The sequence below is a fragment of the uncultured Streptococcus sp. genome, from assembly GCF_901875575.1.
GTDB lineage: Bacteria > Bacillota > Bacilli > Lactobacillales > Streptococcaceae > Streptococcus.
On record NZ_CABFMF010000066.1, the window covers coordinates 18,776 to 43,433 of the forward strand.

A 24,658-nucleotide genomic window follows, 5' to 3' on the forward strand; every position below is an offset into this window, starting at 1 on the left:
AAAATAGTATATCATAAAAGCAACTAGAAAAGACAAATAAGAAAGCGATTACTTTATAAAGTTAAGGAAAATTTGCACAAAGATAACGTTTTTTCTTGAAAAACGCTTATTTTTAAGGTATCATAGAGGTGTAAAATAATTTAACTCAAAGGAGAGTAAAAAATGTCAATTATTACTGATGTTTACGCTCGCGAAGTCCTAGACTCACGCGGTAACCCAACACTTGAAGTAGAAGTTTATACTGAATCAGGTGCTTTCGGACGTGGTATGGTTCCATCAGGAGCTTCTACTGGTGAACACGAAGCAGTTGAACTTCGCGACGGTGACAAATCTCGTTACGGTGGTCTTGGTACACAAAAAGCTGTTGACAACGTAAACAACATCATTGCTGAAGCTATTATCGGCTACGATGTACGTGATCAACAAGCTATCGACCGTGCTATGATTGCTCTTGACGGTACTCCTAACAAAGGTAAATTGGGTGCGAACGCAATCCTTGGTGTGTCTATTGCTGTAGCTCGTGCTGCTGCTGACTACCTTGAAATCCCACTTTACAGCTACCTTGGTGGATTCAACACTAAAGTTCTTCCAACTCCAATGATGAACATCATCAACGGTGGTTCTCACTCTGACGCTCCAATTGCATTCCAAGAGTTCATGATCTTGCCAGTTGGTGCACCAACATTTAAAGAAGCTCTTCGTTACGGTGCTGAAATCTTCCACGCTCTTAAGAAAATCCTTAAATCTCGTGGTTTGGAAACTGCCGTAGGTGACGAAGGTGGATTCGCTCCTCGTTTCGAAGGAACTGAAGATGGTGTTGAAACTATCCTTGCTGCGATTGAAGCTGCTGGATATGTTCCAGGTAAAGACGTATTTATCGGATTTGACTGTGCTTCATCAGAATTCTACGATAAAGAACGTAAAGTTTACGACTACACTAAATTTGAAGGTGAAGGCGCTGCTGTTCGTACATCTGCAGAACAAATCGACTACCTTGAAGAATTGGTTAACAAATACCCAATCATCACTATCGAAGATGGTATGGATGAAAACGACTGGGATGGATGGAAAGCTCTTACTGAACGTCTTGGTAAGAAAGTTCAATTGGTTGGTGACGACTTCTTCGTAACAAACACTGACTACCTTGCACGTGGTATCCAAGAAGGTGCTGCTAACTCAATCCTTATCAAAGTTAACCAAATCGGTACTCTTACTGAAACTTTCGAAGCTATCGAAATGGCTAAAGAAGCTGGTTACACTGCCGTTGTATCACACCGTTCAGGTGAAACTGAAGATTCAACAATTGCTGATATCGCAGTTGCAACTAACGCAGGACAAATCAAGACTGGTTCACTTTCACGTACAGACCGTATCGCTAAATACAACCAATTGCTTCGCATCGAAGACCAACTTGGTGAAGTAGCTGAATACCGTGGATTGAAATCATTCTACAACTTGAAAAAATAAAATAGTTCAGTGAACTATTTTATCCCGAACCTTGAAATTCAAAAGTTCGGCCGTTGATTTAACAACGTTTCTAGCCCCTCGGATTTTATCCGAAGGGCTATTTTTGTGTTCAGGGGGCATAAAAGGGGCATAAGTATTATCTATTTGGGAGACTAGTTTAAAATGAACTTATAGGTTTTAAAAATATCTATTTTTGATAGCTAAAATAGAAAAGTCAATGAAAGTAGTTTACTCTAAGCAATTAAATTGAGGAAACAGTATGAATTCTAACCCCAAAATTCTTCTGAAACAAGTTTATACAACCGCATTTTAGAATGAAAGTTAATTATAAGTTTTCTTTAAGTTACTTATATTACTCTAGATATGTAAAGGAGGGTATCCCCCATGAGAAAGAAAATCTTTCTGACAAGTGCTGCAGTTTTGTTGGCTTTTACAGCCATATCTAGTGTCCATGCAGCAACTGATGTTCAAAAAGTAATTGATGAAACCTATGTTCAACCAGAATACGTTCTTGGTTCTTCCCTAAATGAAGAACAGAAAAATCAAACCTTGAAAAAACTTGGCTATAATTCTTCTACAGATACAAAAGAGCTCAAAACAATGACGCCTAATATCTATTCGAAAATTATGAATGTAGCTAATGATTTAAGCCTTCAACTATTTTCATCAGCCAAGATTCAAAAGCTTGGTGACAAATCGCCACTAGAGGTTAAGATCGAGACTCCTGAAAATATTACAAAAGTGACTCAGGATATGTATCGAAATGCAGCTGTTACCTTAGGTGTAGAGCATGCTAAAATTACAGTTGCAGCTCCAATTCCAGTAACAGGTGAGAGCGCTCTTGCTGGGATTTACTACTCTTTAGAAGCTAATGGTGCAAAGGTACCACAAGCTAATAAAGACCTGGCGCAAGAAGAGCTCAAAGCTTTATCAGATATTAATGCTGAAAACAAGGATAAGACTGGTTTTGATGCTAATAAACTAAACGTTGCACTAGCTGATATCAAGTCAGGCCTTGCTAAAGCTAAAGAATCTAAGGGAGCTCTGACAGAAGAAGATGTCCGTAAAATTGTTGAAGATACCTTGAAAAATTACAAACTTGATCAGGTTATAACAGGAAACCAAATCAATATCATCATCAATTTTGCTTTGAATCTATCAAAAAGTGATATTCTTAGTAATACAGACTTCACTAAAACCCTGAATGACCTTAAACAAAGCATTGTTTCACAAGCTGGCGACAGTTTTAAAAATATCAACCTTAACTTTGATGCTGATAAGGCGCTAGAGGACGGCGGCAATTTCTTAAGCTCCCTCTGGCAAACCATTGTCAACTTCTTTAAGAGTTTTGGTTCTTAAGAAATTTCATGGTATAATAGATGGTAACCGTAACGTTGCCGTCTTTTTTTGTCGGCCAATAGAAAGAGAAAGACATGTTAAAGAAAAATGATATTGTAGAAGTTGAAATTGTTGATTTGACCCATGAAGGCGCAGGAGTTGCTAAGGTAGATGGTTTGGTATTTTTTGTGGAAAATGCCTTACCGAGTGAAAAAATCCTTATGCGAGTCCTCAAGGTCAATAAAAAGATTGGATTTGGTAAAGTTGAAGAATACCTTATCCAGTCACCGCACCGTAATCAAGATCTAGATTTAGCTTATCTGCGTTCAGGAATTGCTGATTTAGGACACCTTGCCTATCCAGAACAGCTCAAATTCAAAACCAAACAAGTCAAGGACAGTCTATACAAGATGGCTGGTATATCTGATATTGAAGTAGCAGAAACGCTTGGTATGGAAAATCCAGTCAAGTACCGCAATAAGGCGCAGGTGCCTGTTCGTCGAGTGAATGGTGTCTTGGAAACTGGCTTTTTCCGTAAGAATTCCCACGACCTCATGCCTTTGGAAGATTTCTTTATCCAAAATCCTGTGATTGATGAGGTAGTTATAGCCCTACGCGACTTGCTCCGCCGTTATGATTTGAAACCCTATGATGAGAAAGAGCAAGCTGGTTTGATCCGTAATCTTGTGGTGCGTCGCGGACACTATTCAGGTCAAATTATGGTTATTTTGGTGACCACTCGTCCGAAGATTTTTCGTGTAGAGCAATTGATTGAACAACTAATCAAGCAGTTCCCAGAAATTGTGTCTGTCATGCAAAATATCAACGACCAGAACACTAATGCAATTTTTGGTAAGGATTGGCGCACTCTTTATGGACAAGATTTTATTACTGACCAGATGTTTGGGAATGACTACCAAATCTCTGGACCAGCCTTTTACCAAGTCAATACAGAAATGGCTGAAAAACTTTATCAAACAGCCATTGACTTTGCTGCATTAAAATCAGATGATGTGGTCATTGATGCCTATTCTGGTATCGGGACGATTGGCCTCTCTGTTGCGAAACATGTCAAGGAAGTCTACGGTGTTGAAGTCATTCCAGAAGCGGTTGAGAATAGTCAGAAGAATGCTGTATTAAACAATATTACAAATGCCAACTATGTCTGTGACACAGCTGAAAATGCCATGAAAAGCTGGCTTAAAGATGGAATTCAACCAAGCCTTATCCTAGTGGACCCACCAAGAAAGGGTCTCACAGAAAGCTTTATCAAGGCAAGTAGCCAAACAGGAGCAGACCGCATTGCCTATATCTCATGCAATGTCGCTACTATGGCGCGTGATATCAAACTCTACCAAGAATTAGGATATGAATTGAAGAAAGTACAGCCGGTTGATCTTTTTCCTCAAACGCACCACGTGGAGTGTGTAGTGTTGCTACAACGAAAAATAGGGTGAAAATCCTTGATTTTAAGCTATTTTACAAGCATTTTGTCTTTGTAGATAAAGGCAATTTTGACGTCAGAAAAGTCCTAAAAAGGCACATAGATGTATATGTATTTGTAGATGTCGTTTGCGCATCGGAAAAATGAATACAACAATAAATATTTAACTAACGAGAGAACAGTTGAATATTGTTCTCTTTTTTTATTTTCAGGAGGGAAAATGACAAAAGAATTACAATCATCACGCTATATTGTCATTTCATATTTAGTACGTGAAATAGGAATTGACATTGTTGAAGCCATCTCTCTTATGGCTGAATTAGAAAAAAGTGGCTTGGTTCGCTTGGAATCAAGTGGAGATTTAATAGTCAAAGAACTTGGAGGAGCGCTATGAAACGAATTACCGCAAATCAATACCAAACTTCAGAACGGTATTACAAATTACCTAAAATTCTTTTTGAGGATGAGAAATATATGGATATGAAACTAGAAGTAAAGGTGGCTTATTCTATTTTAAAAGATCGTTTAGAATGATCTCTCAGTCGTGGTTGGATAGATGAAGAGGGAGCAGTCTATTTAGTGTTTTCCAATTCTAAACTGATGAAGCTGTTAGGTTGTTCGAAGTCGAAATTACTGACCATCAAAAAAATTCTTAAAGAATATGACTTAATTGATGAAGTCCAACAGTCTTCAAGTGGGATACGAAACAATTGATTTACATGGAACAAACACATTATTTATCTAACTAAAGGAGAAGCAATATGGCTGAACGATTTTGGGAGAACTTGTCCATTATTTTGGCTGAAAGAAATATCAGCTGGATTGAGTTAACCAGAAAAATGTTTGCGGGAGAGTTTCACTATCCAAGTGAATTGAATCGTTTGTATCAAAAGATTCGTCACTACAAGATGGAACAACGAATGCCTCAAAGTCCATGGGTAGAGAGGATTGTGCAGGTATTAGATTTAGATTATGAAGATTTATTTCGGAGGTAACTATGAAAAGAATAATTCCAGTTTATATATTCCAACAAGTAAATGTCCTATTGGTATCCTTATACTTACTGAAATTTCTTTGTATCGGTGAGTTAACTATACTACAGATTATCTATGGAGCGTCGCTCATTTCTTTTTTATGGATGTATGGTCAACGAAAACAAGTGGCCAAGGTCAATATGGAAACTAGGATAAAGTGGATTGGTATTGGATTCGTTAGCCTACTGATTATCAGTCTATATTTTAGTCTGATTCATGCTCAAGAAAGCACAAATCAAGCAAACTTAATTGGGCTTCAACATCAAGTTCCTTGGTTTTCATTTTTATTGTTCTTAATCAATGCGAGTATGGTTGAAGAATTTTTGTATAGAGAAATTTTATGGAACTTGGTTAGAAAATTAGATATTCGAGTTGCTTTGACAAGTGTTTTATTTGCCTTAGCTCATCATCCAGGAACCATTCTAGCTTGGTGTTTATATGTTTCATTGGGAATGTTTTTAGGGATGGTACGCTATAAATCGGACTTGTGGGGCAGTATGGGGCTACATTTAGTGTGGAACCTACTAGTTTATAGTTTGCTGCTTTTTAATAAAAACAAAGTATAAATTTCTAATTATCTTTTTATATTTTCTTAAATGCTCGTAAAGCCTTATTCTATGTGCTTTCGAGTATTTTTACTGTAGGAAGATACTTCACGTTTCTTTGCATATTTCCTCATGTCTTAGCTGTCAGAAGTGGTAAATAAGTAGTAAATTCATTTGTACTACTAAGCAACAAGACGCTCCTGTTGCTTCTCTTTATTCAAGCGTTTCATTTCTGCCATTGCAGAATCGAATGTTGCATGTGCGTAATAGTTCAGCGTCATGGCTATATTAGCATGTCCCATAATGTACTGTAATGCCTTTGGATTCATTCCTGCATTTGCATAGTTGGTACAGAATGTATGTCGCAAACTATGTGGAGTGATGTGTGGCAATTTATCCTCGTTATACTTATTGTATTTCTTAACAAGACCTTTCATCATGCCGTTGTAATCACTTGCCACTTTTGGATAGTTCTTTCTATTAAGAAAGAGGAAATCACTATATCCATCAATCTCAACACGCTTATCATTCTTTCGATTCGCTAACACTCGCTTAAATGCTTGATAGGCTTCTTCAACCATAGGAACTTGACGTTCGCCACTTTTGGTCTTTGGTGTTTCAATGTAGTACCCAATTTCAGTATCTCTCAATAGCTGATGGTCTATATTGACAAGACGATTCTCAAAATCTAAATCTGGAAGTGTCAAACCACCAAACTCTGAAATACGAAGACCTGTTTTTAAGAGTATCAGAATTTCATCATAATTTTTGCTGTAGGTTTTATCAGCTTTTGCAAAGGCTAACAGTTTTTCTTCCTGTTCTTCTGTTAGTACGGTCTTAGGGACAGTATCATCATCAAGAACTGCTTTCAGTTGAAAGTCAAATGGATTCTTCCGAACACAATCATCTTGTATAGCAATATAGAATGAAGCCTTTAAAGAACGTTTGTAGTTATTGATGGTTTGATAAGCATAACCATTTTCACTCATTCTAATAGCCCATTCTTTAGCGTCTGATGGCTTAATACTGTCAATACTTCTTACACCTAACTTGTCTTTCTTCAAAATATCCATAAGATATTTGCGTCCAGTTTCAGTGTTTTTTCTAACCTTTGGTCTTTGAGCGTTCTGTTTTGCGTAAAGCTGGCAGAGTGTCATTTTCTTTCCTACAACATCAATACCATCATGAATGTCTTTCTGTAACTCTGCGATTTTCTCTCTAAGTGAGATACAATCACGCTTTCCTGCTGGTACTCGGTCTGTAGCCACAAGTTTCCACGAGTAAACAAATTGCGGTTCTCCAAATGAATCTATATATTTGTATAAGTATCTTCCGTCTTTTCGTTGGCTCTCTCCAGTCTTTAAGATTCGACCTTTATTGTCACGTCTTTTTTCTGACATGGCATTTGCTCCTTTCCTTTATGGAAAGAGCCTTGATACGACTTAATACTATTTTATCATATACAAGACCCTTTGGCGACGCTAGATTGCGTCCAATGTATCTATAATTTTTTCAAATTGTTTTCGTTTAATCTGAATACGATTGCCATTCATAATCAGCCAATTTGCATTTTTATTTTCCTCTGCCAAGCGTCGTAGCTTGTTTTCGCCAATACGAAAATATTTTGACGCTTCTTCAATGGTTAGGGTATAACGTTCCCAAATAGGAATGTCAGTCTGCTTCATAAAATCCTCCTTTCCAAATCACTTATTTGGATTTCATAAAAGTTGTTTTACCAGCAATCGAACAGCTTTAGCAAAGCTCACGGGAGTTCCACCCCTGCATGGTTCTCATGTAGCCATACTCATTGCCTGCGACGGTTTTATCACGCTCGGACTATTGACTGTATGGGAGTATCATTATCACGATAAGAATGTCGTTGCAGGCAATCCTGCTAAAGATTGCTTCTCGGATCACTAACATGAATCGCTCGCTATCTTTATAAGATAGGTCATGGCGGTTAGTTCCGTTGGCTCTTTTCTTATCGAAACGTATTCGATTACTTTTATTCAGTTTTCAAAGAACAATGGCTCGTTAGCCTATCAAAACACATTGAAAGCTCAATATGCTTTGGTGGAATAACAAACCTCCCTGTTCGGGAAGCGTGGAATGGTTTAGCACGCTTCCACGAAAGGAGAGAGGATATTACTTAATTTCAAATGACAAAATCTTTGTAATCAGTCTGGTTTCCATTCTTCCACGTAAGACTTCATCAACGACCATACTTTGATTGCCATATTCATCTTTCATAAGTCGTAGGGAACGCTTCGTTATGTACCCTCTGTAATGATGTAGAATCTGGTTAATCGCTTCGGTATCGCCATCTGTTGCCTTTACAATGAGAGGAAAGGGAATCATAGGATATTGTGTTTTCATTCTTCAAATTCCTCCATAAACTTTTTAATTAAGGCTAGTCCACTGGTTCTATGCCGATAGACAGTAGAACGGTTCAATTTCAACAGGTCTGCAATTTCTGAATCGCTCATGTCCATAAAGTAAAACAGCAGTAGAATTTCACGTTTCTTGTCTGGCAACTCACGTAATGCTTCACTCAACAAATCATTTTCAACGCCTACTGATAACCCATTGAGTGTAAAAATCTGAAAGTCAGTTGAATAGTTATCTGTTGTCGCAAACTGGCTAACAAGATAATCGCCAACATCCGAAAAGGACACCTCACGCTTTGCAATCCTTGAAAGATAAAGCATATAATTCTTTCGCTCGTCTTCCATAGCACGTTTACAGATATAGTCAAACTGATTTTCTATTGTGGTCTGAAAAGAAGATGGTTTCATGTTTCTCACCCCCTTTCTGTCTAGGAAAGGAAGTGAGCCTTGCTCGTTTATCTCCTTTCACTCTTAGTCCCAATGTGAAAGGGGGATTTGTTGCATTACTGATAAATAAACTTTGTAAAAAAGTTCTGAATAGCCAAAAAAGCATATAAACAGATTTATTTCTCTGTTTACATGCTTCTGTTATTCTATCTATATGATTTATAAAACCACATTGGTGGACGTACTTATCTATTGCAGATAGACGACTTTTTTTGATAAATACTCAATGTGGGGAACTTGATTGTATGTGATATACTTCATGGCGACTTTGACCTCCAACAAACCGCCATTTGGAAGTAAGATACAATATTTTAACAGCGTAAATAGCACTACCATATAACGGTTTTTTTTATTGGCGTTTAGTAGTGCTTTTTATTAAATATAAACCTATAAACCATATAACACGTTTTTCTATACCTGTTTTTAATTCAGTAGGAACAATAAAATGTATAGAGGTGGTCTACTATGCGTAAAAAAGAAGATAAATATGATTTTAGAGCCTTTGGTTTAGCCATTAAAGAAGCTCGATTGAAACGAGGTTTAACTCGTGAACAAGTGGGAGCATTGATTGAAATTGACCCACGGTACTTAACTAATATTGAAAATAAAGGGCAACACCCCAGCATACAAGTTCTTTATGACCTTGTATCGTTACTTCATGTTTCCGTTGATGAATTTTTCTTACCTGCTAATAACTTGGTAAAAAGCACCCGACGATTACAGATAGAGAAATACATGGATAGCTTTACAGACAAAGAACTATCCTTAATGGAATCTTTAGCCAGCGGTATCAACGAAGCAAGAAACATCGAAGACTAATTAAAAGAATCCATACATAACGGAAAGAGCCGATAAAATGAGATTGTATTAATCTCATTTTATCGGCTCTGCGTCTTTGCGTCTGGCTCTGTAATCACAGTTACTTTGAACTGCTTTATTTCAATTAAATTTTCTTGTCTGCATTTCGGACAATAGAGGGGGAATTTTTTTAATTCAGTATCTTCCCTTATCTTTAATCGTGTTTTATTTCCACATACAGGACATGTTGAGGCGGTAAGTTTGCTAGTCAAGGAGTAAAACGACGAAGATTAGCATTTACTTCCGCCCATGCGATAGCTGTCCGTGATTGACAAGTGCTAGCACGCAGACAGAACGGAGATAGCGAACCGCTGAGTGTGTCGCTCTGCTCGTAAAAGCTTAGAAACCTTTGAACGAAAGGGATAATGAAAGCCTTGATTGCAAGGCTTTTTGCTTTATGGTGGGTAAGTATCAGAGTGAGAAAATTTTTGGAATGAGTAGAAGTGATAGCTAGAAATTATCAGTTTCTATTTCCATTTACCCTGTGGGTACGTGTTTGTTTCCATTGACAAGGAGTTTGTGGGAATAGAAATGTACCCACCTTGTTTGAATCAAGTGAAGTGTAGTTGAAGGAAATCTGTTGAAAGCAATACTTCATTTTACCGAATAAGTAATAATTTAGGCAACTTCAAATCGATTAAAAAAAACTATTTTAAAGGTTAAGAGTAGACAAAAATTGTCCACTCTTTTTTGCAAACTCAATTTATCAATAAATGAAATGAGGGAATGTAAAATGAAATATTTTGAGGTTGAGTTAGAAAATCCTGATGAATTTTTAAAACTACAAACAGAAGATTTTGTGAAAGCTAATCGCTTGCTACTAAGGAAGATAATCCAGAGCGTTACAGTCTATGAAGAAAACTTCGTCATATCCTTTAAATCTGGCATCGAATTGGAAGTATGAGTCTCATTCCATAACTTTTATATTGAACATATCATCTTTTTGTGTTATACTATAAATTGATATAAACAAAGATGTAGGAGGAACCGAAACTATGACAGCCTCAATGCGTTTAAGATAAGCTGGCAATAAAAAAAGCAGAATCTATACCCGATGATAGGCTTTTTTGTTGTGCTTATTTATACGATATTGAGCATTCATTAGTTACGGTGAGGATATTGGTTATTTAACTATACCTTTATTTAACTATGTCTTTAATATGAATGTTTCCAAATTGTATGTATGCAGACCAAAAGCCACATTGTGGGGTTTGGCCTGCATTTTTTATTGCCTAGAATGCTATTCAAAATAGAAATTCAAGCAAAATAATATGCAGGAGATAATATAAATGGAAAAATACAACAATTGGAAACGAAAATTTTATGCAATATGGGCAGGGCAAGCAGTATCATTAATCACTAGTGCCATCCTGCAAATGGCGATTATTTTTTACCTTACAGAAAAAACAGGATCTGCGATGGTCTTGTCTATGGCTTCATTAGTAGGTTTTTTACCCTATGCGATTTTGGGACCTGCCATTGGTGTGCTAGTGGATCGTCATGATAGGAAGAAGATAATGATTGGTGCCGATTTAATTATCGCAGCAGCTGGTGCAGTGCTTGCTATTGTTGCATTCTGTATGGAGCTACCTGTCTGGATGATTATGATAGTATTGTTTATCCGTAGCATTGGAACAGCTTTTCATACCCCAGCACTCAATGCGGTTACACCACTTTTAGTACCAGAAGAACAGCTAACGAAATGCGCAGGCTATAGTCAGTCTTTGCAGTCTATAAGCTATATTGTTAGTCCGGCAGTTGCAGCACTCTTATACTCCGTTTGGGATTTAAATGCTATTATTGCCATCGACGTATTGGGTGCTGTGATTGCATCTATTACGGTAGCAATTGTACGTATACCTAAGCTGGGTAATCAAGTGCAAAGTTTAGAACCAAATTTCATAAGGGAGATGAAAGAAGGAGTTGTGGTTCTGAGACAAAACAAAGGATTGTTTGCCTTATTACTCTTAGGAACACTATATACTTTTGTTTATATGCCAATCAATGCACTATTTCCTTTAATAAGCATGGAACACTTTAATGGAACGCCTGTGCATATTTCTATTACGGAAATTTCCTTTGCATTTGGGATGCTAGCAGGAGGCTTATTATTAGGAAGATTAGGGGGCTTCGAAAAGCATGTATTACTAATAACAAGTTCATTTTTTATAATGGGGACCAGTTTAGCCGTTTCGGGAATACTTCCTCCAAATGGATTTGTAATATTCGTAGTTTGCTGTGCAATAATGGGGCTTTCGGTGCCATTTTATAGCGGTGTGCAAACAGCTCTTTTTCAGGAGAAAATTAAGCCTGAATATTTAGGACGTGTATTTTCTTTGATCGGAAGTATCATGTCACTTGCTATGCCAATTGGGTTAATTCTTTCTGGATTCTTTGCTGATAAAATCGGTGTAAATCATTGGTTTTTACTATCAGGTATTTTAATTATTGGCATTGCTATAGTTTGCCAAATGATAACTGAGGTTAGAAAATTAGATTTAAAATAAACAATATTGGAGGAATATTTATGTATCTTATTTTCATGTAACTCTTCCTGCTAAAATCGCAGGGTTTTCCCTGCATACAAGCAAATGAAAGCATGCGATTATAGACAGGAGGAAATGTTATGGAATTAATATTAAAAGCAAAAGACATTCGTGTGGAATTCAAAGGACGCGATGTTTTAGATATAAATGAATTAGAAGTATATGATTATGACCGTATTGGTTTAGTAGGAGCAAATGGTGCTGGAAAAAGCACTTTACTCAGGGTACTTTTAGGAGAATTAACTCCCCCAGGATGTAAAATGAATCGTCTGGGTGAACTTGCCTATATTCCCCAGTTGGACGAAGTAACTCTGCAGGAGGAAAAAGATTTTGCACTTGTAGGCAAGCTAGGTGTTGAGCAATTAAATATACAGACTATGAGCGGTGGTGAAGAAACAAGGCTTAAAATAGCACAGGCCTTATCGGCACAGGTTCATGGTATTTTAGCGGATGAACCTACGAGCCATTTAGACCGTGAAGGAATTGATTTTCTAATAGGACAGCTAAAATATTTTACAGGTGCACTGTTAGTTATTAGCCATGACCGCTATTTTCTTGATGAAATAGTAGATAAAATATGGGAACTGAAAGATGGCAAAATCACTGAGTATTGGGGAAACTATTCTGATTATCTTCGTCAGAAAGAGGAAGAACGTAAGAGCCAAGCTGCAGAATACGAACAATTTATTGCGGAACGTGCCCGATTGGAAAGGGCTGCGGAGGAAAAGCGAAAACAGGCTCGTAAAATAGAACAGAAGGCAAAAGGTTCTTCAAAGAAAAAAAGTACTGAAGACGGAGGGCGTTTAGCTCATCAAAAATCAATAGGAAGTAAGGAAAAAAAGATGTATAATGCTGCTAAAACCCTAGAGCACAGGATTGCGGCCTTAGGAAAAGTAGAAGCTCCGGAAGGCATTCGCAGAATTCGTTTCAGGCAAAGTAAAGCATTGGAGCTCCATAATCCATACCCTATAGTCGGTGCAGAAATTAATAAAGTATTTGGGGATAAGGCTCTGTTTGAAAATGCATCTTTTCAAATTCCGTTAGGAGCAAAAGTGGCGTTAACTGGTGGTAATGGAATCGGAAAAACAACTTTAATCCAAATGATCTTAAACCATGAAGAAGGAATTTCTATTTCGCCTAAGGCAAAAATAGGTTACTTTGCACAGAATGGTTACAAGTACAACAGTAATCAGAATGTTATGGAGTTTATGCAGAAGGATTGTGACTACAATATATCAGAAATTCGTTCAGTGCTAGCATCTATGGGGTTCAAACAGAACGATATTGGAAAAAGTTTATCTGTTTTAAGCGGTGGAGAAATTATAAAATTGTTGCTTGCTAAAATGCTCATGGGTAGATATAACATCCTAATAATGGATGAACCCAGTAACTTCCTTGACATACCAAGTTTAGAGGCTTTGGAAATACTAATGAAGGAGTACACCGGAACTATCGTGTTTATCACCCACGATAAACGATTACTCGAAAATGTAGCAGATGTAGTTTATGAAATTAGAGATAAGAAAATAAATCTGAAACATTAAATTTAAGGTAGTCGCTGATCAGTATAGTCTGTTCTGGTTGGCGACTCCATTGTTAAAGAGTATAAAGACTTTAGATTTTATGAATATTAAAAATAGGAACAGTCAATTGAACTGCTCCTATTTTTCTGCTAAATATATTGTAGTTTTCTTATATGTATAATGATAGATTAGCGGATTCTCATCTACGGTACTTACTTCAAATATGAAGAAGTGATCGCGGTTATCTCTGGACTTTTCCTTATTGAGGACAAAGTAATTCTTACGTGAAGTCGCCATTGTTTTTAGGATATCATCAGTTAGGAAGGTCAATGGAATATTCATGTTAGAGTAGCGGTAGAAGTCACGTTCAAAATCTTGGTAGCTCTCGCTATAATAGTCCATTTGTAGGTGATTACGCTGAAACTCAAGCTGATTCATAGAGCACCTCCTCGACAAGTTCAATACTAATAATGTCTTTTAATTTCAAATTGATGTGACCTGTTGTAGTTTTTATCAAAATGAAATCTTTGGTCAGACTTGGTATTGTTCCAGTGTAGGAAACACGCTTGTTTTTTTCAATCACTTGAATGCGTGTGCGTAGCTGCCCGGCGTATACTTGACTGAGGAGTAATAATTTCTTCTCTAGTGATAAGTCAGACATGTACGTTACTTTGTTTGTATCATCAGAGAGTGCTGATGCATGTTCAGATAGGAAAAAGCCCATCCATTTTTGCATCTTTGTATCCTGGTACTCTCTTGCTGATTGAAATGGTAAATATGAACGGTCAATCATATCAAATCCTTTCTATGCAGAGGCAAGGGTATTTTTATCAAATTGAATCGTAAAACCTTGAATTCCCCCACCTGTGTAACATTCTTTAAAGCGATTGATTACCTCAGTATAGATTATCACAGATGAGCTTGTTGGCTTAATGCTAAATGTAAATTCCAATGGTAATCGGTTTTCAGATTTAGCATGTACTAGTCGTATCGATATTTCAGTTGTTTTGAGTTTTCTCTGACGAAGTTTTGAAGTTGCTGTTTCAACGATTCCATGTAAAAATCTTTCAAGCATTTCAATATCATTACATCCTTTGCTACGGATTTCTGAAAATTGTACTGTATTTTTTTCTTGTTTCATTTTAATCCCTCCAATCCACCCGCGGAATGACCACCGATAAGTTTACTGCGTTCAATATTTCTGGAACCTTCAGTTAGGACGGTTCCTTTTTGTATGGCTAAAAAACCAAACTGTTCTCTGACAACATCAATAGCTGTCTGAAGTCTATTATCTTTTTCAATTTGTTCTACATCATCAAAGAGTGATAGTAGAGTATAGCTTTCATCTACGAAGCCACTATAAGATACACCAATTTGTCTCACTGCACCAGAGGTGTATTTTTTCGGAATAATACAAGTACATGACTCACCATTGTTTTGGGGAGATTTGCGGGTTCAATTTTATTCTGAGCATTTATAGATTTTTTCATCTCAGTCCTAGAATAGCCAATATGAATAGAAACGACAGTAGTCAATACTAGGGCTACTGTTCCGTTCCACAGTATCATTTAAAAATCATTTTCACACCCTTTCGTCTATTAGTATAGAAGAAAGCTCTCAGCACACAATATCCACTTGTAGTTTATAATAACTATCTCCTCCTTTACACTTTAATTCAAATCTTTATTAAAAAATATTTCATCTTATTTAACAAGAAACCATATTTATATAACAACATAAAATACACTAAGTTATTTTATTGAACATATATCGTACTTTATCTATCCGACTATTTGGACGACGGGGCTGGCAAACAGGTTCACCGGTAGTAACATGGTACCCTTTTAACTCTGTTAAACAAACACTACGTCCATTTGTAAAGAAAGTTAAATCACTACGATATTCTTGAATACACCGAGCAGGGATTTCTCCACTAAGAATGACCTCATTATTTTTCAATTGAGTGTCTACGATGTTCACACAATATTTAGGAGCATCGTTGTATGCTCGTGAAAGATATTCCTGTGGCGCATAAATTTTAAAACTAAGATATGGCTCTAACAATTCTGTTCCAGCTTTTTTTAAGACTTGTTCCAATACAATAGGAGCAAGCATCCGAAAATCTGCTGGGGTACTAACAGGGCTATAGTATAAGCCATACTTAAAACAGATTTTACAGTCCGTCACATTCCAACCATACAATCCTTGTTCACAGCCATAGCGTATCCCCTCCATAACTGCATTTTGAAACGATTGATTTAAGTATCCAAGAGAAACCGAGCTCTCATACTGTACTCCGCTCCCTAATGGAAGCGGTGCTACAGATAGACCAATGGAAGCCCAGAAAGGATTCGGTGGAACTTCGATGTGAATGGTATACTCTGCTTTTTTTAACGGTCTTTCCATATAAATGACTGTAGGCTCTTTTATTTCTATCTCCACATGATACTTTTCTTGCAGCAGAGCACAAGTCACTTCCATTTGTACTTTCCCTAAGAAAGAAAGTATGATTTCATGTGTCGCAGAATCCACATAATATCGCAGAAGCGGGTCACTGTCGGAGATTTCTAAAAGTGCATCAAGTAACATTTCCCTTTGTTGAGGTTTGCTCGGTTCAACAGTCGTTTGCAGCAGAGGGAGGGGATTTTCAATTCTCTCTCTCTGTGGCAATAGCTTTGTATCTCCAAGAACACTATTTAACTTCAAAAACTCATTCTGCAAAATAACAATTTCCCCGGAATAAGCCTTATCGATTTTACATAATTCACCATTTATTGAAGTATACATTTCTGTAATTTTTATTTTTTCCTTTTCCGATATTCTAACCGAATCTCGCAAATGCAGTACGCCACTATAAAGACGTATATATGCAAGACGCTGTCTTTTTTCCGAATACTCAATTTTGAAAACTTTTCCGCAAAGTTCAGACTGACCTCGATGTGTTGATGAATAAAATTTATTCGTAATCACTTCTATAAGGTTATCAATCCCTATATTGTTTTTTGCACTTCCGTGATAAACAGGGAACAGGGAACAATTCTGAAATCTTATGCTTTCCTCTTGTTCGAGTTCCAATGCTTCTAATGATTTACCGGACATATATTTCTCTAAAAGGTCATCGTTTCCCTCTATTACCGTATCCCATTGTTCAGATTCGGTAAAGTTCGTCACACACATATTAGGATACAGTTCTACCTTCTGTTTGATTACAATTTCGGCAGAAAGTTTCTCTTTAATATCCTGATAAACCGTTGATAAATCAATTCCATTTTGGTCAATCTTATTGATAAAAAAGATTGTGGGAATCCCCATTTTCCTAAGTGCATGAAATAATATACGAGTTTGTGCTTGTACGCCATCTTTTGCAGAAATCAGTAGAATTGCCCCATCTAAAACTGATAATGAACGATATACTTCTGCTAAGAAATCCATATGTCCTGGCGTGTCTATGATGTTCACCTTCGTATTTTCCCACTGAAAAGAGGTTATTCCTGTCTGAATTGTAATTCCTCTCTGACGTTCTAAAAGCGTATTATCCGTCCTCGTTGTACCTTTGTCCACGCTTCCTAATTCTGTAATCGCTCCACTGTTATATAATAAGCTTTCTGTTAAGGTAGTTTTTCCTGCATCAACATGAGCTAAAACTCCAATATTAATAATTTTCATGTGATTTTCCTCCATTCAAAAGCCCAAAAGGGCATAAAAATCCCAGTGATAAATACTCTTATCACTGGGATTTTTATGCATAACCATAGGCATACAAAGCATACAGATATTCTCCGGATACTTTAGAATCACATGATAAAGGTATTCTTAAACTGGGTACAAAAAACTAAGCCCTCCTAAAAAAGGACATCCAATTATTTGTTCCCACTATCAAATTGACAGTTTATTTAAGAATACCTTGCCGCATATTTATTAACTCCTTTTAAATAGATACTTAAATAATAGCACGTAAGAGCATATTTGTCAAGGAATCTCCAATTTTTTATCAAAGAGAGTACGTGATTACAAAATAGCTGTAATAATGTACCAATATTTGTTATTCTATAATCTTCCAATTACTCCCGTTCTTTTCAAGTACCAAATCAAATTGAGATACCTGCGTTGCTTTGGTCTGCTGGTCGATATACTCCACTGTCAGCGATACCGTGACTTGATTATCCTTACGATTGTGAATAGGATTTACCAGTTCTTGAAAGATGTACTCTTTTCCGATTGGTTTTAATATCCCGTCATTCACATAGTAGGAAAGTTCACTGGCTGTCGCTGTAGGATAGAGCTTGAAGAACGTCGTTAAAAACTCATTGATTTCATTGGTTGTAATGGAATCAACCGTCCCCTCACTTTCAATGGCTTTTGGTTTATAACTTGATTTCTTAGGTATGTTGGTAATGGTCGGATTCTTAACCAGTACCATATTTCCAGAACCATCTACATAGACACTCACTATATAAGCAGAGTGGACGGTCTTTGTATTTTCTCCCTCTGTAATGAGCTGGTCTACACTGTAGGTTACATTAAACTCATTGTCGCCAGTTGGCTCTACTGTCCATATCTGAAATCCTCTTACAGAAGACGATACAGGAATATCTTTGCGTACTGTATCAACATTGAGAGCTTGAAGTTCATCTGTCAGATAGCCTTTTAGACTTTCCATTCGATTATCAATGGACTTATCGGATTGCTCCCATGAATAGTAGACTTTCGCAAAGTTCTCTACAAAATTTTCTACATGATGAGTATCAACGTATTCCTTTTCTATGATAGTTGTTTCGTGAATAGTATGAGTATCTATAGCTGTAAAGTGCTTGAATATCGCAAAGCTGAAACTAAGCCCTAAAAGTACCCACAAGGCAATCACAACCTTTTTATGAGGATTGACCTTATAGACACGAGGTTTCTTTTCCTTTGGTATCTGTTTTTCTTTATTCTGATTTTTTCTAAATTTCATCATTAAATCTTCCTTTCTCATTGTTTGATTCGTCCTGCTCCCACTAAATGCTGTTGCCAGTAGGGGCTTGTTAAGTCGGCATAACCGATTGGGTCGCCTGCATGAAACATACGGTTATCGCCTAAATAAATCCCGATATGAGTAATATAAGAGCCAGCGTTATAGGTAGAATGAAAGAAAACCAAATCGCCAGCTTGTGCTTCCGATAGTGGGATATGCTGGGTCACATCATATTGCTGTTGTGCGGTTCGTGGTAAGTTAATTCCAGCTTTTCCATACGTCCATTGTGTCAGTCCGCTACAATCAAAAGAAGTAGTCGGGGAAGCTCCACCGTAAACGTATCGCCAGCCCTCATATTTCAGTGCTTCGTCCATGATGGCTTGTACCGTATCATCATCAAACTCTGTTGTGACAAGATACTGCGTTACCAGTTGCACATAAAACATATTGCCATAGTTGTATCGCCAGCCCCCATTGATAGGTATGGCTATGGGATTGGGGTAAGACACTTTTTCGCCACCTGAATACTCTTTTGAGAAACTTTGAGCCAGTTCAAAGGTATATTTATTTCCACGATTAGCCACATACCCTAAGAAACCACCACCATAATTGTAGGACTGGATAACCGATTCTAAATCTACACTGAGCCTTTCGCTACTGGCTAATAATTCACTGAAATACTTCACACCTTGCTTAATGGATTCTTCTGTACTCAATGAATTAGGTGGAAGACCGAGGGATTCCGAGGACTGCATAACATCTTCCGCAGTACCGCCCGATTCCACCTGTATAATCGCAAGAAGTATGTTGACATATTCTTCAACGCCATATTCTTTGGCATATTTTTCTACCATAGGCTTATGAGCCAGCACTTCTGCGGAAACATTCACACCTCCATAATGAATATTGGAAATTCCGCTGTCCTGTTCATCTGAAAATAAAATGGCAACAAACAGAAGCAGTGAGAAGACCATCAAGAATAATCCAGAACCACCAATCACTAAAGTTTTCAGCTTCATGGTTTCTTACTGCCTTTCTTAATGGTGGCGGTTTTGATTGGTGGTCTACTTTTTGTATTTTGTAGTGGTACTCTTTGAACAGTAGACTGACGTTCTTTTGTGATTGGACGTTGTGAAGTTCTATCTGCTGTAGTGGTTGAAGTTGCTGGCTTTTGAACGGTTTTTTCTTGAACGGTATTGCCTTGGCGTTCCACTTTTGGACTTGAAAAATCGGACTTAACTGCTGGACGCTCTTGTTTGGCTTGTTGAGATTCCTTATATGAAGTCTGAATATTAGACTGTTTTGAGGTCTGTTCATCATGATATTGTTCTTGTCTTGTAGTCGGTCTTTCATGAACAGAAGAAGCAGGCTGTTTTTTCTGTTTGACCTGTTCCATTTCAGAGCGACGCTTCGCAATGGTTTTTCGCCTTTGTTCCTGCTGTTCCTTGCGTCCACTGGCTCTGTCCGCTTTGGTTTGAGAAATACTACTGGTTAAATCACGGACATTCTCTTTTACTTTGGATTTTCCTTGATATACTGCATATCTTGCATTGGTCGGCAAATCCTTAACCTGTTCTTTCAAATTACCAGCAGTATCTACCATTCTGTCTTTGGTATCAGCTACTGTACCGATGGTTTGACCGATACGCTTTCCTAGTGTTGATTTTTCCTGCCCGTTTGGTCGAGAGTGATCTGCTTGTGTACTCGCAGAACTTCCCGAACCCGACTGTCCTTTTTTACCCGTAGCACTGGCAATGGCAGACCCAGCCCCTAAAGCAGTCACGGAGCGTCCAAGTTTCCGCTGTAGACGGTGCATGTGAGCGTGCATAAGCATACGAGGTTTTCTCATCATACGACTTCCCACACTTTGAGAATCGTTACTCTGTAGAGAAAACATACTCATTAAATCGCCCAGCTTAAAGTAGATTCCTGCAAAGGTCACAATCTGTAGAAAAGCAATCAAAAAGAACGGATAACCAGCCGATAAGGTATAGAGCATGGTTGAAATACTAAATGCTGTCGTAATAATCAATGTGATTCCAGCTCGTGTCAAAATGGTATTAAAGAGCTTTGTTATGGCTCGTTTTGACATACCATCAAATGATGGAATCATGCTTAAAATAAAGCTCACAGGCAGAAACATAGCATAGATGATAAAAAGTACCTGCGAGAAAATCATGATTCCTGTTAATAGGAATACAAATATGGAAATCCCAATATTGAAGACAAATAGGAAGAAGACTGTACCTAAACGGTTAATCGTCTTTGTAATGGTTAGATTGGTATTGCTTCTATCTTCAATTTCTTCCGCAACAATTTTTTCTCTGTCTTCCCCATTGTTGGAATCTGGACTGGTTGAGAGCAGGCTTTCCACACGGTCAATACCAATACTTTCAATGTCTGAACTGTTATATTGAAGCAGTAGCCACGGTTGCTGAACCTGTATGGAAAACAGGCTATCTCTGATTAAGTCCACGCTGTCCTTGCCTTGACTATCGGAATGGGGCATGACAATCTTCGTGCCAAGTGATAAACTGGCATTACTGATGTCTGATGAAAAGTCATTGATTTTTTTAATGTAGTCGGGAGCGTAGGCAATAAAGGAAGCCGATAGGATAAACACCAGCACAAAATTCATAATGGCATGAATTGCCTTTGTGGTTTCTCTCTTTATCAGTCCCGTATAGGCAACATAAACCCCAAGAACCAAAATCAAGAGTAAGAGGAATCCAACATAGAAACCCTCTGTTGAAAATCCGTTTGCACTCACACCAGCTAAGGTCTGCATATTCTTACCAATGGAATCTGCTGTAGCGGAAATGAAGTCTAAGGAATAGGCTTCCTGTACTAAGTAACCTGTCGCATTGGAAACATACAAACTGATTGTCCAAATAAAATTGGTAATGGCATATAGTCCATACATGACCTGTTTTCCAATCCCGTCCTACCAGTTCCACGGAAGCCAGCCCCAGCTATTATCCACATAAAAATCCAGTTGATAGTTTTCAAGTGGGTATCGGCTGTATTCATTTGCCACATTGACCGTATCATCTACCAAGCCCGCAGCTTGAACCACCGTTCCCAGCATGGCTAAAAGAAAAATGGCAATCACAAGTGTGAAAGCCACTGTCATTGCCACTTTACCTAGACGTTTCAGCGTCCAGTTTGATTTTATTCTGTTTACTATTGATGGTTTCACATTTACACCTCTTTTCGCACAGGTGGTCTGGTATCAAAGGCATGGAGCAGTTCTTCAAATACAGGGTGGAACTGTATCACACCGACACGACCATATAAATCACTGATAAGGCATTGCCCGTTTTCCAAATCACGCAATCGCTTCTGATTGTTTTCGTCCTCTGGGTCTACACCAAAAAAGGCTAAGGTCTTTTTAATCTCGTTAAGGTCAGTGGAACGAAATGCAAATTTTAAGCCGAGGTTATTTTTCAGTTTTTCATCTAAGAGGTCGTCTGTATTTTGGGTCACGAAATATACCCCAGCGTTCATAGCACGACCAGCCCGAACCAGCTTCATAGATAGTGTTTTTCCTTGTGCTACCTGTAAAAAGCTCCATGCTTCGTCTAAATCTACAATCTTGAAAATGCTTCGGTCTGTATGGATAAAGTCTAAAGCAAAGGTACTAATGACAATCAGCATAGCAACGGATAAAAGCTCCATAGTGGTATATTCCTCAAAGGAAGTTTCCTTGTCGGGAAGTACCAAGTCCGCAACCTGTATAATGTTCAGTTGTTTTTCTAAGCTGATAGACTGCTCCACATAACCATTACTGAATAATAAATGTGCAAAGTCATAGTCTGTAAAACTTTCGATATGGTCGGCTATACTGGTACTTAGTGGCGTATTCTCAACCCGTAATTCCTCAATCACTTTCATCAACCCTCGTACTTCACTATTGGTTACTGCACGAATGGCTTTTCTAAGGATTGGGAAGCGTTCCCCATCACGAGAGGAAATCCCCGTAAGGAATGTCAGAATATCAATAGCCAGTGATTCAGAATCTTTGGGATTTTTCATAATCACATAAGGGTCAAGTAAGCCTTTGTTTTTCTCATCAGAAGTCAGAGTGACGATATTGATTTCATGGGAAATCTCTGGCAAGGTTTCTTTCCATCTGCCACGTTCTGCTTTTGGGTCTACAATCACTGCTTGTGCCCCATAAAGCACCGCATAATAGACGATAAGGTTATTCGCAAAGGATTTACCACCACCCAGCGAACCAACAAAAGCCGACGCTAACGCATTGGTTACTGAACCCTTAACCCCTTGACTGGCAAGAGCAGGTTTCAGATAGACATTGCGTCCAGTATCTAAGCTGTAGCCAACATAAATCCCCTCATTTTCCCCCAGCATTTGAGTAGCACCAAAACCTAAACCAGCGAGGAAATCAGAGGTCACGTATTGAATATAATCATTCATATAACGCTTGCTGGCAGGTAAAAATTCTTCATGTAAGCCGAGCATATCCCCAAATGGTCGTACCAGTTTTACGCTTAAATCGTCATAAAAATCTTTCACTTCATTACAACGACGTTTGAGTTCGTCAAGATCATTTGCTGATACCCTTACCACATAAGACAGCTTGTACATAGATTCCTTGCTTTGGTCTAAATTGGTTTCCAGCTCATTCACACTTTCCAGAGCTTCCGCCACATTGGAGCTGGTTTCATTATCACTTTGCCAAGCGTGGTTATCCAAGTCTTTCAGTTCTTTCTTTTTATTGCGGACAGTAGATAGGGCTTTACGATTCGCTACAATTTCCACATTCATTGACGTATCAATCGGGAATGTAAATTGCTGTTGCTGGTAGTAGAAGATTTCAGAGGACGGGAAGTCCAGTTCTCCGACAATGCTGTTAATGGTAAAGTAAGCTACATAGACGGTTTCATCTTCCTGCTGGATTTTCAAATATCGCTGTTTTTCTTCCACCAAACAGCGAGTAGGCTTAATCAAGTCATAGTATTTAATCAGCGTTTCATTATCCAGCTTTTTCTTTGATAGATGGTACTCATACTCTTCATAGGCAGTGCCTGTCTGTCCGTAAAGGTGTTCAATCAGATAGCCGAAGTCGTCCTTATCTAACCTGCGGATTTTGAAACGACGAGAGATTTTATTTTCTAAGAGCTTTTCCATCTTCTGAAAACGCAGGATTTCATCATTACTCATACTAACAAAATCGCCCATCAGCTTATGGTTCACATCATAGACAAAATCAGACAAAGCATTTTTTGCTTCAACGGTAAGACTTTTCATAGAAAACTCCTGATCGTTGAGAAGCAACTTAAAGCCGATAAAGAAACGGTAGTTCACTTGATTTTCGCCAATCATGGATATTAAAGCGTCTGTCTGTTGGTCGATTTTGTCATAGGCAACCGCTTTGAGCTTGCCAGTGACTTCATTTTTGGAACGCTCTTGTGCAGAACGTATGCTGGATTCTGTACTGATTTGTAAAGCATGAATTTTGCCATCACGATTTTGTGCGATAAGCTGTCTGAAAGAATCATGCACTTGTATTTTCTGTTCTGGACTTAGAAATGAGTAATTGTAAGGAACAAGCTCATAGTAAGCATAACATTCCCCGTCTTTATTCCAGACGAGATTGTTTTCAATGTATTTAATTGGATATGCCATAAAATTCACTCCTAACTGCTGTAATGGCTTCTTGTGGCTGGTTTCTGCCAAGCGTTACTTTTTTTCCTGCATAGGTCAGCTTTGGTCGCAGTGCATAAGCAATGACAGACTTCAAAAATCCATAAGGCTTTTTACCATCAAAAGTTTTTGTAGACATAAACCATGTGAAAGCCACAGGAATCCCAAAGTATTTGAGAAATGCTCCCTCTATCATGGAAAGAGGGGGCAAGTTGCCAAGTATCATCACTGCAAAGAGTGACACGACAAACCACGTCGAATGTGTAAGCTTGTTGGAGAAACGTAGTTAATCCTCAAAAGGTTCCCCAAACCTTTTGAATCCCACAGACGCATCATGTTGAGGTGGTAGCACTGCTTGTACGAGCTGAGGTATCAGCAAAGTAAAAATAGATGCTCCGCCCATGGGATAGGACTCGTAGAGTGAGGAGGGGGATCGACGAAATGATAC

Annotated in this window: 24 protein-coding genes and 4 pseudogenes; 12 read left to right on the forward strand and 16 right to left on the reverse strand. The window is 38.0% G+C overall.

Annotation, left to right across the window (positions count from 1 at the left end):
• Positions 1-162 precede the first annotated feature (162 nt).
• The 7 genes and pseudogenes from eno (at position 163) to QZ114_RS08670 (ending at position 5,849) form a co-directional block, all read left to right on the forward strand.
• Complete coding sequence (eno, locus tag QZ114_RS08640; protein WP_000022813.1) at positions 163-1,467, forward strand: surface-displayed alpha-enolase; 1,305 nt, start codon at positions 163-165, stop codon at positions 1,465-1,467.
• Positions 1,468-1,851: 384 nt separating this feature from the next.
• Complete coding sequence (locus QZ114_RS08645) at positions 1,852-2,826, forward strand: DUF1002 domain-containing protein (RefSeq protein WP_295502300.1); 975 nt, start codon at positions 1,852-1,854, stop codon at positions 2,824-2,826.
• A 74-nt stretch (positions 2,827-2,900) separates the two neighbouring features.
• Positions 2,901-4,262 (forward strand): 23S rRNA (uracil(1939)-C(5))-methyltransferase RlmD, encoded by a 1,362-nt coding sequence (rlmD, locus tag QZ114_RS08650; protein WP_295502307.1) that lies wholly within the window; start codon positions 2,901-2,903, stop codon positions 4,260-4,262.
• 207 nt (positions 4,263-4,469) lie between these two features.
• Positions 4,470-4,643, forward strand: coding sequence for a hypothetical protein (locus QZ114_RS08655; protein WP_295502314.1), 174 nt, complete (start codon positions 4,470-4,472; stop codon positions 4,641-4,643).
• A pseudogene (locus QZ114_RS08660) lies at positions 4,640-4,945 on the forward strand (replication initiator protein A); the annotation flags it as partial. The gene QZ114_RS08655 and the pseudogene QZ114_RS08660, both read left to right, overlap by 4 nt.
• Positions 4,946-5,010: 65 nt before the next feature.
• Complete coding sequence (locus QZ114_RS08665; RefSeq protein WP_000840776.1) at positions 5,011-5,244, forward strand: hypothetical protein; 234 nt, start codon at positions 5,011-5,013, stop codon at positions 5,242-5,244.
• Between the two features lie 2 nt (positions 5,245-5,246).
• Complete coding sequence (locus QZ114_RS08670; RefSeq protein ID WP_000821271.1) at positions 5,247-5,849, forward strand: CPBP family intramembrane glutamic endopeptidase; 603 nt, start codon at positions 5,247-5,249, stop codon at positions 5,847-5,849.
• Positions 5,850-6,010: 161 nt separating this feature from the next.
• Here the strand turns inward: QZ114_RS08670 and QZ114_RS08675 are convergent, their stop codons facing one another.
• Together QZ114_RS08675 and QZ114_RS08680 are read right to left on the reverse strand one after the other, a co-directional pair.
• Positions 6,011-7,228: a tyrosine-type recombinase/integrase gene (locus tag QZ114_RS08675; protein WP_001291561.1), complete on the reverse strand. Its 1,218-nt coding sequence runs from the start codon at positions 7,226-7,228 to the stop codon at positions 6,011-6,013.
• An 81-nt stretch (positions 7,229-7,309) separates the two neighbouring features.
• Complete coding sequence (locus QZ114_RS08680; RefSeq protein ID WP_000814511.1) at positions 7,310-7,513, reverse strand: excisionase; 204 nt, start codon at positions 7,511-7,513, stop codon at positions 7,310-7,312.
• Between QZ114_RS08680 and QZ114_RS08685 the strand changes: the two genes are divergently transcribed.
• A complete protein-coding gene (locus QZ114_RS08685) occupies positions 7,497-7,748 on the forward strand; it encodes a hypothetical protein (protein WP_001845478.1) in 252 nt (83 codons plus the stop codon). The genes QZ114_RS08680 and QZ114_RS08685 overlap by 17 nt on opposite strands.
• 225 nt (positions 7,749-7,973) lie before the next feature.
• On the opposite strand, the gene QZ114_RS08690 is transcribed toward QZ114_RS08685, so the two are convergent.
• Together QZ114_RS08690 and QZ114_RS08695 are read right to left on the reverse strand one after the other, a co-directional pair.
• The gene (locus QZ114_RS08690; protein ID WP_000857133.1) at positions 7,974-8,204 is read right to left on the reverse strand and encodes a helix-turn-helix domain-containing protein; all 231 of its coding nucleotides are present in this window, start codon (positions 8,202-8,204) and stop codon (positions 7,974-7,976) included.
• Positions 8,201-8,623: a sigma-70 family RNA polymerase sigma factor gene (locus QZ114_RS08695; RefSeq protein WP_000804885.1), complete on the reverse strand. Its 423-nt coding sequence runs from the start codon at positions 8,621-8,623 to the stop codon at positions 8,201-8,203. Before QZ114_RS08695 ends, QZ114_RS08690 begins: the two co-directional genes overlap by 4 nt.
• A 504-nt stretch (positions 8,624-9,127) precedes the next feature.
• Between QZ114_RS08695 and QZ114_RS08700 the strand changes: the two genes are divergently transcribed.
• On the forward strand, positions 9,128-9,481 hold the full coding sequence (locus tag QZ114_RS08700; RefSeq protein ID WP_001227347.1) for a helix-turn-helix transcriptional regulator: 354 nt from the start codon (positions 9,128-9,130) through the stop codon (positions 9,479-9,481).
• Between the two features lie 59 nt (positions 9,482-9,540).
• On the opposite strand, the gene QZ114_RS08705 is transcribed toward QZ114_RS08700, so the two are convergent.
• Complete coding sequence (locus tag QZ114_RS08705) at positions 9,541-9,732, reverse strand: cysteine-rich KTR domain-containing protein (RefSeq protein ID WP_001860868.1); 192 nt, start codon at positions 9,730-9,732, stop codon at positions 9,541-9,543.
• A gap of 521 nt (positions 9,733-10,253) precedes the next feature.
• Here QZ114_RS08705 and QZ114_RS08710 point away from each other — a divergent pair.
• From QZ114_RS08710 to msr(D), 3 genes are all read left to right on the forward strand, one after another.
• Positions 10,254-10,424 carry a hypothetical protein gene (locus tag QZ114_RS08710; protein ID WP_000873143.1) on the forward strand — a complete coding sequence of 57 codons (171 nt, stop codon included), beginning with the start codon at positions 10,254-10,256 and terminating at the stop codon, positions 10,422-10,424.
• Between the two features lie 385 nt (positions 10,425-10,809).
• Positions 10,810-12,027 carry a macrolide efflux MFS transporter Mef(A) gene (mef(A), locus tag QZ114_RS08715; RefSeq protein WP_000417519.1) on the forward strand — a complete coding sequence of 406 codons (1,218 nt, stop codon included), beginning with the start codon at positions 10,810-10,812 and terminating at the stop codon, positions 12,025-12,027.
• 119 nt (positions 12,028-12,146) lie between these two features.
• Positions 12,147-13,610 (forward strand): ABC-F type ribosomal protection protein Msr(D), encoded by a 1,464-nt coding sequence (gene msr(D), locus QZ114_RS08720; protein WP_000420313.1) that lies wholly within the window; start codon positions 12,147-12,149, stop codon positions 13,608-13,610.
• A 117-nt stretch (positions 13,611-13,727) separates the two neighbouring features.
• Here the strand turns inward: msr(D) and QZ114_RS08725 are convergent, their stop codons facing one another.
• The 11 genes and pseudogenes from QZ114_RS08725 to QZ114_RS08775 form a co-directional block, all read right to left on the reverse strand.
• Positions 13,728-14,027 (reverse strand): DUF5960 family protein, encoded by a 300-nt coding sequence (locus tag QZ114_RS08725; protein WP_001072467.1) that lies wholly within the window; start codon positions 14,025-14,027, stop codon positions 13,728-13,730.
• Entirely contained in the window at positions 14,014-14,382 is a 369-nt protein-coding gene (locus QZ114_RS08730; protein WP_000567222.1) for a hypothetical protein, read from the reverse strand. Before QZ114_RS08730 ends, QZ114_RS08725 begins: the two co-directional genes overlap by 14 nt.
• A 12-nt stretch (positions 14,383-14,394) precedes the next feature.
• Entirely contained in the window at positions 14,395-14,730 is a 336-nt protein-coding gene (locus QZ114_RS08735; protein ID WP_000806926.1) for a hypothetical protein, read from the reverse strand.
• Entirely contained in the window at positions 14,727-14,972 is a 246-nt protein-coding gene (locus tag QZ114_RS08740) for a hypothetical protein (protein ID WP_001813542.1), read from the reverse strand. The genes QZ114_RS08735 and QZ114_RS08740 overlap by 4 nt, the downstream gene beginning before the upstream one ends.
• A 363-nt stretch (positions 14,973-15,335) precedes the next feature.
• Positions 15,336-17,255: a tetracycline resistance ribosomal protection protein Tet(M) gene (gene tet(M) / locus QZ114_RS08745; protein ID WP_061364406.1), complete on the reverse strand. Its 1,920-nt coding sequence runs from the start codon at positions 17,253-17,255 to the stop codon at positions 15,336-15,338.
• A 15-nt stretch (positions 17,256-17,270) separates the two neighbouring features.
• A pseudogene (locus QZ114_RS09865) lies at positions 17,271-17,318 on the reverse strand (hypothetical protein); the annotation flags it as partial.
• A gap of 313 nt (positions 17,319-17,631) precedes the next feature.
• Positions 17,632-18,564: a conjugal transfer protein gene (locus QZ114_RS08755; protein ID WP_001224318.1), complete on the reverse strand. Its 933-nt coding sequence runs from the start codon at positions 18,562-18,564 to the stop codon at positions 17,632-17,634.
• A complete protein-coding gene (locus tag QZ114_RS08760) occupies positions 18,561-19,562 on the reverse strand; it encodes a lysozyme family protein (RefSeq protein ID WP_295502352.1) in 1,002 nt (333 codons plus the stop codon). The genes QZ114_RS08755 and QZ114_RS08760 overlap by 4 nt, the downstream gene beginning before the upstream one ends.
• A pseudogene (locus QZ114_RS08765) lies at positions 19,559-21,742 on the reverse strand (CD3337/EF1877 family mobilome membrane protein). The gene QZ114_RS08760 and the pseudogene QZ114_RS08765 overlap by 4 nt, the downstream one beginning before the upstream one ends.
• Positions 21,743-21,744: 2 nt before the next feature.
• On the reverse strand, positions 21,745-24,192 hold the full coding sequence (locus QZ114_RS08770; RefSeq protein WP_000331160.1) for an ATP-binding protein: 2,448 nt from the start codon (positions 24,190-24,192) through the stop codon (positions 21,745-21,747).
• Positions 24,176-24,469: pseudogene (locus QZ114_RS08775) on the reverse strand (conjugal transfer protein); the annotation flags it as partial. The gene QZ114_RS08770 and the pseudogene QZ114_RS08775, both read right to left, overlap by 17 nt.
• Positions 24,470-24,658 lie beyond the last annotated feature (189 nt).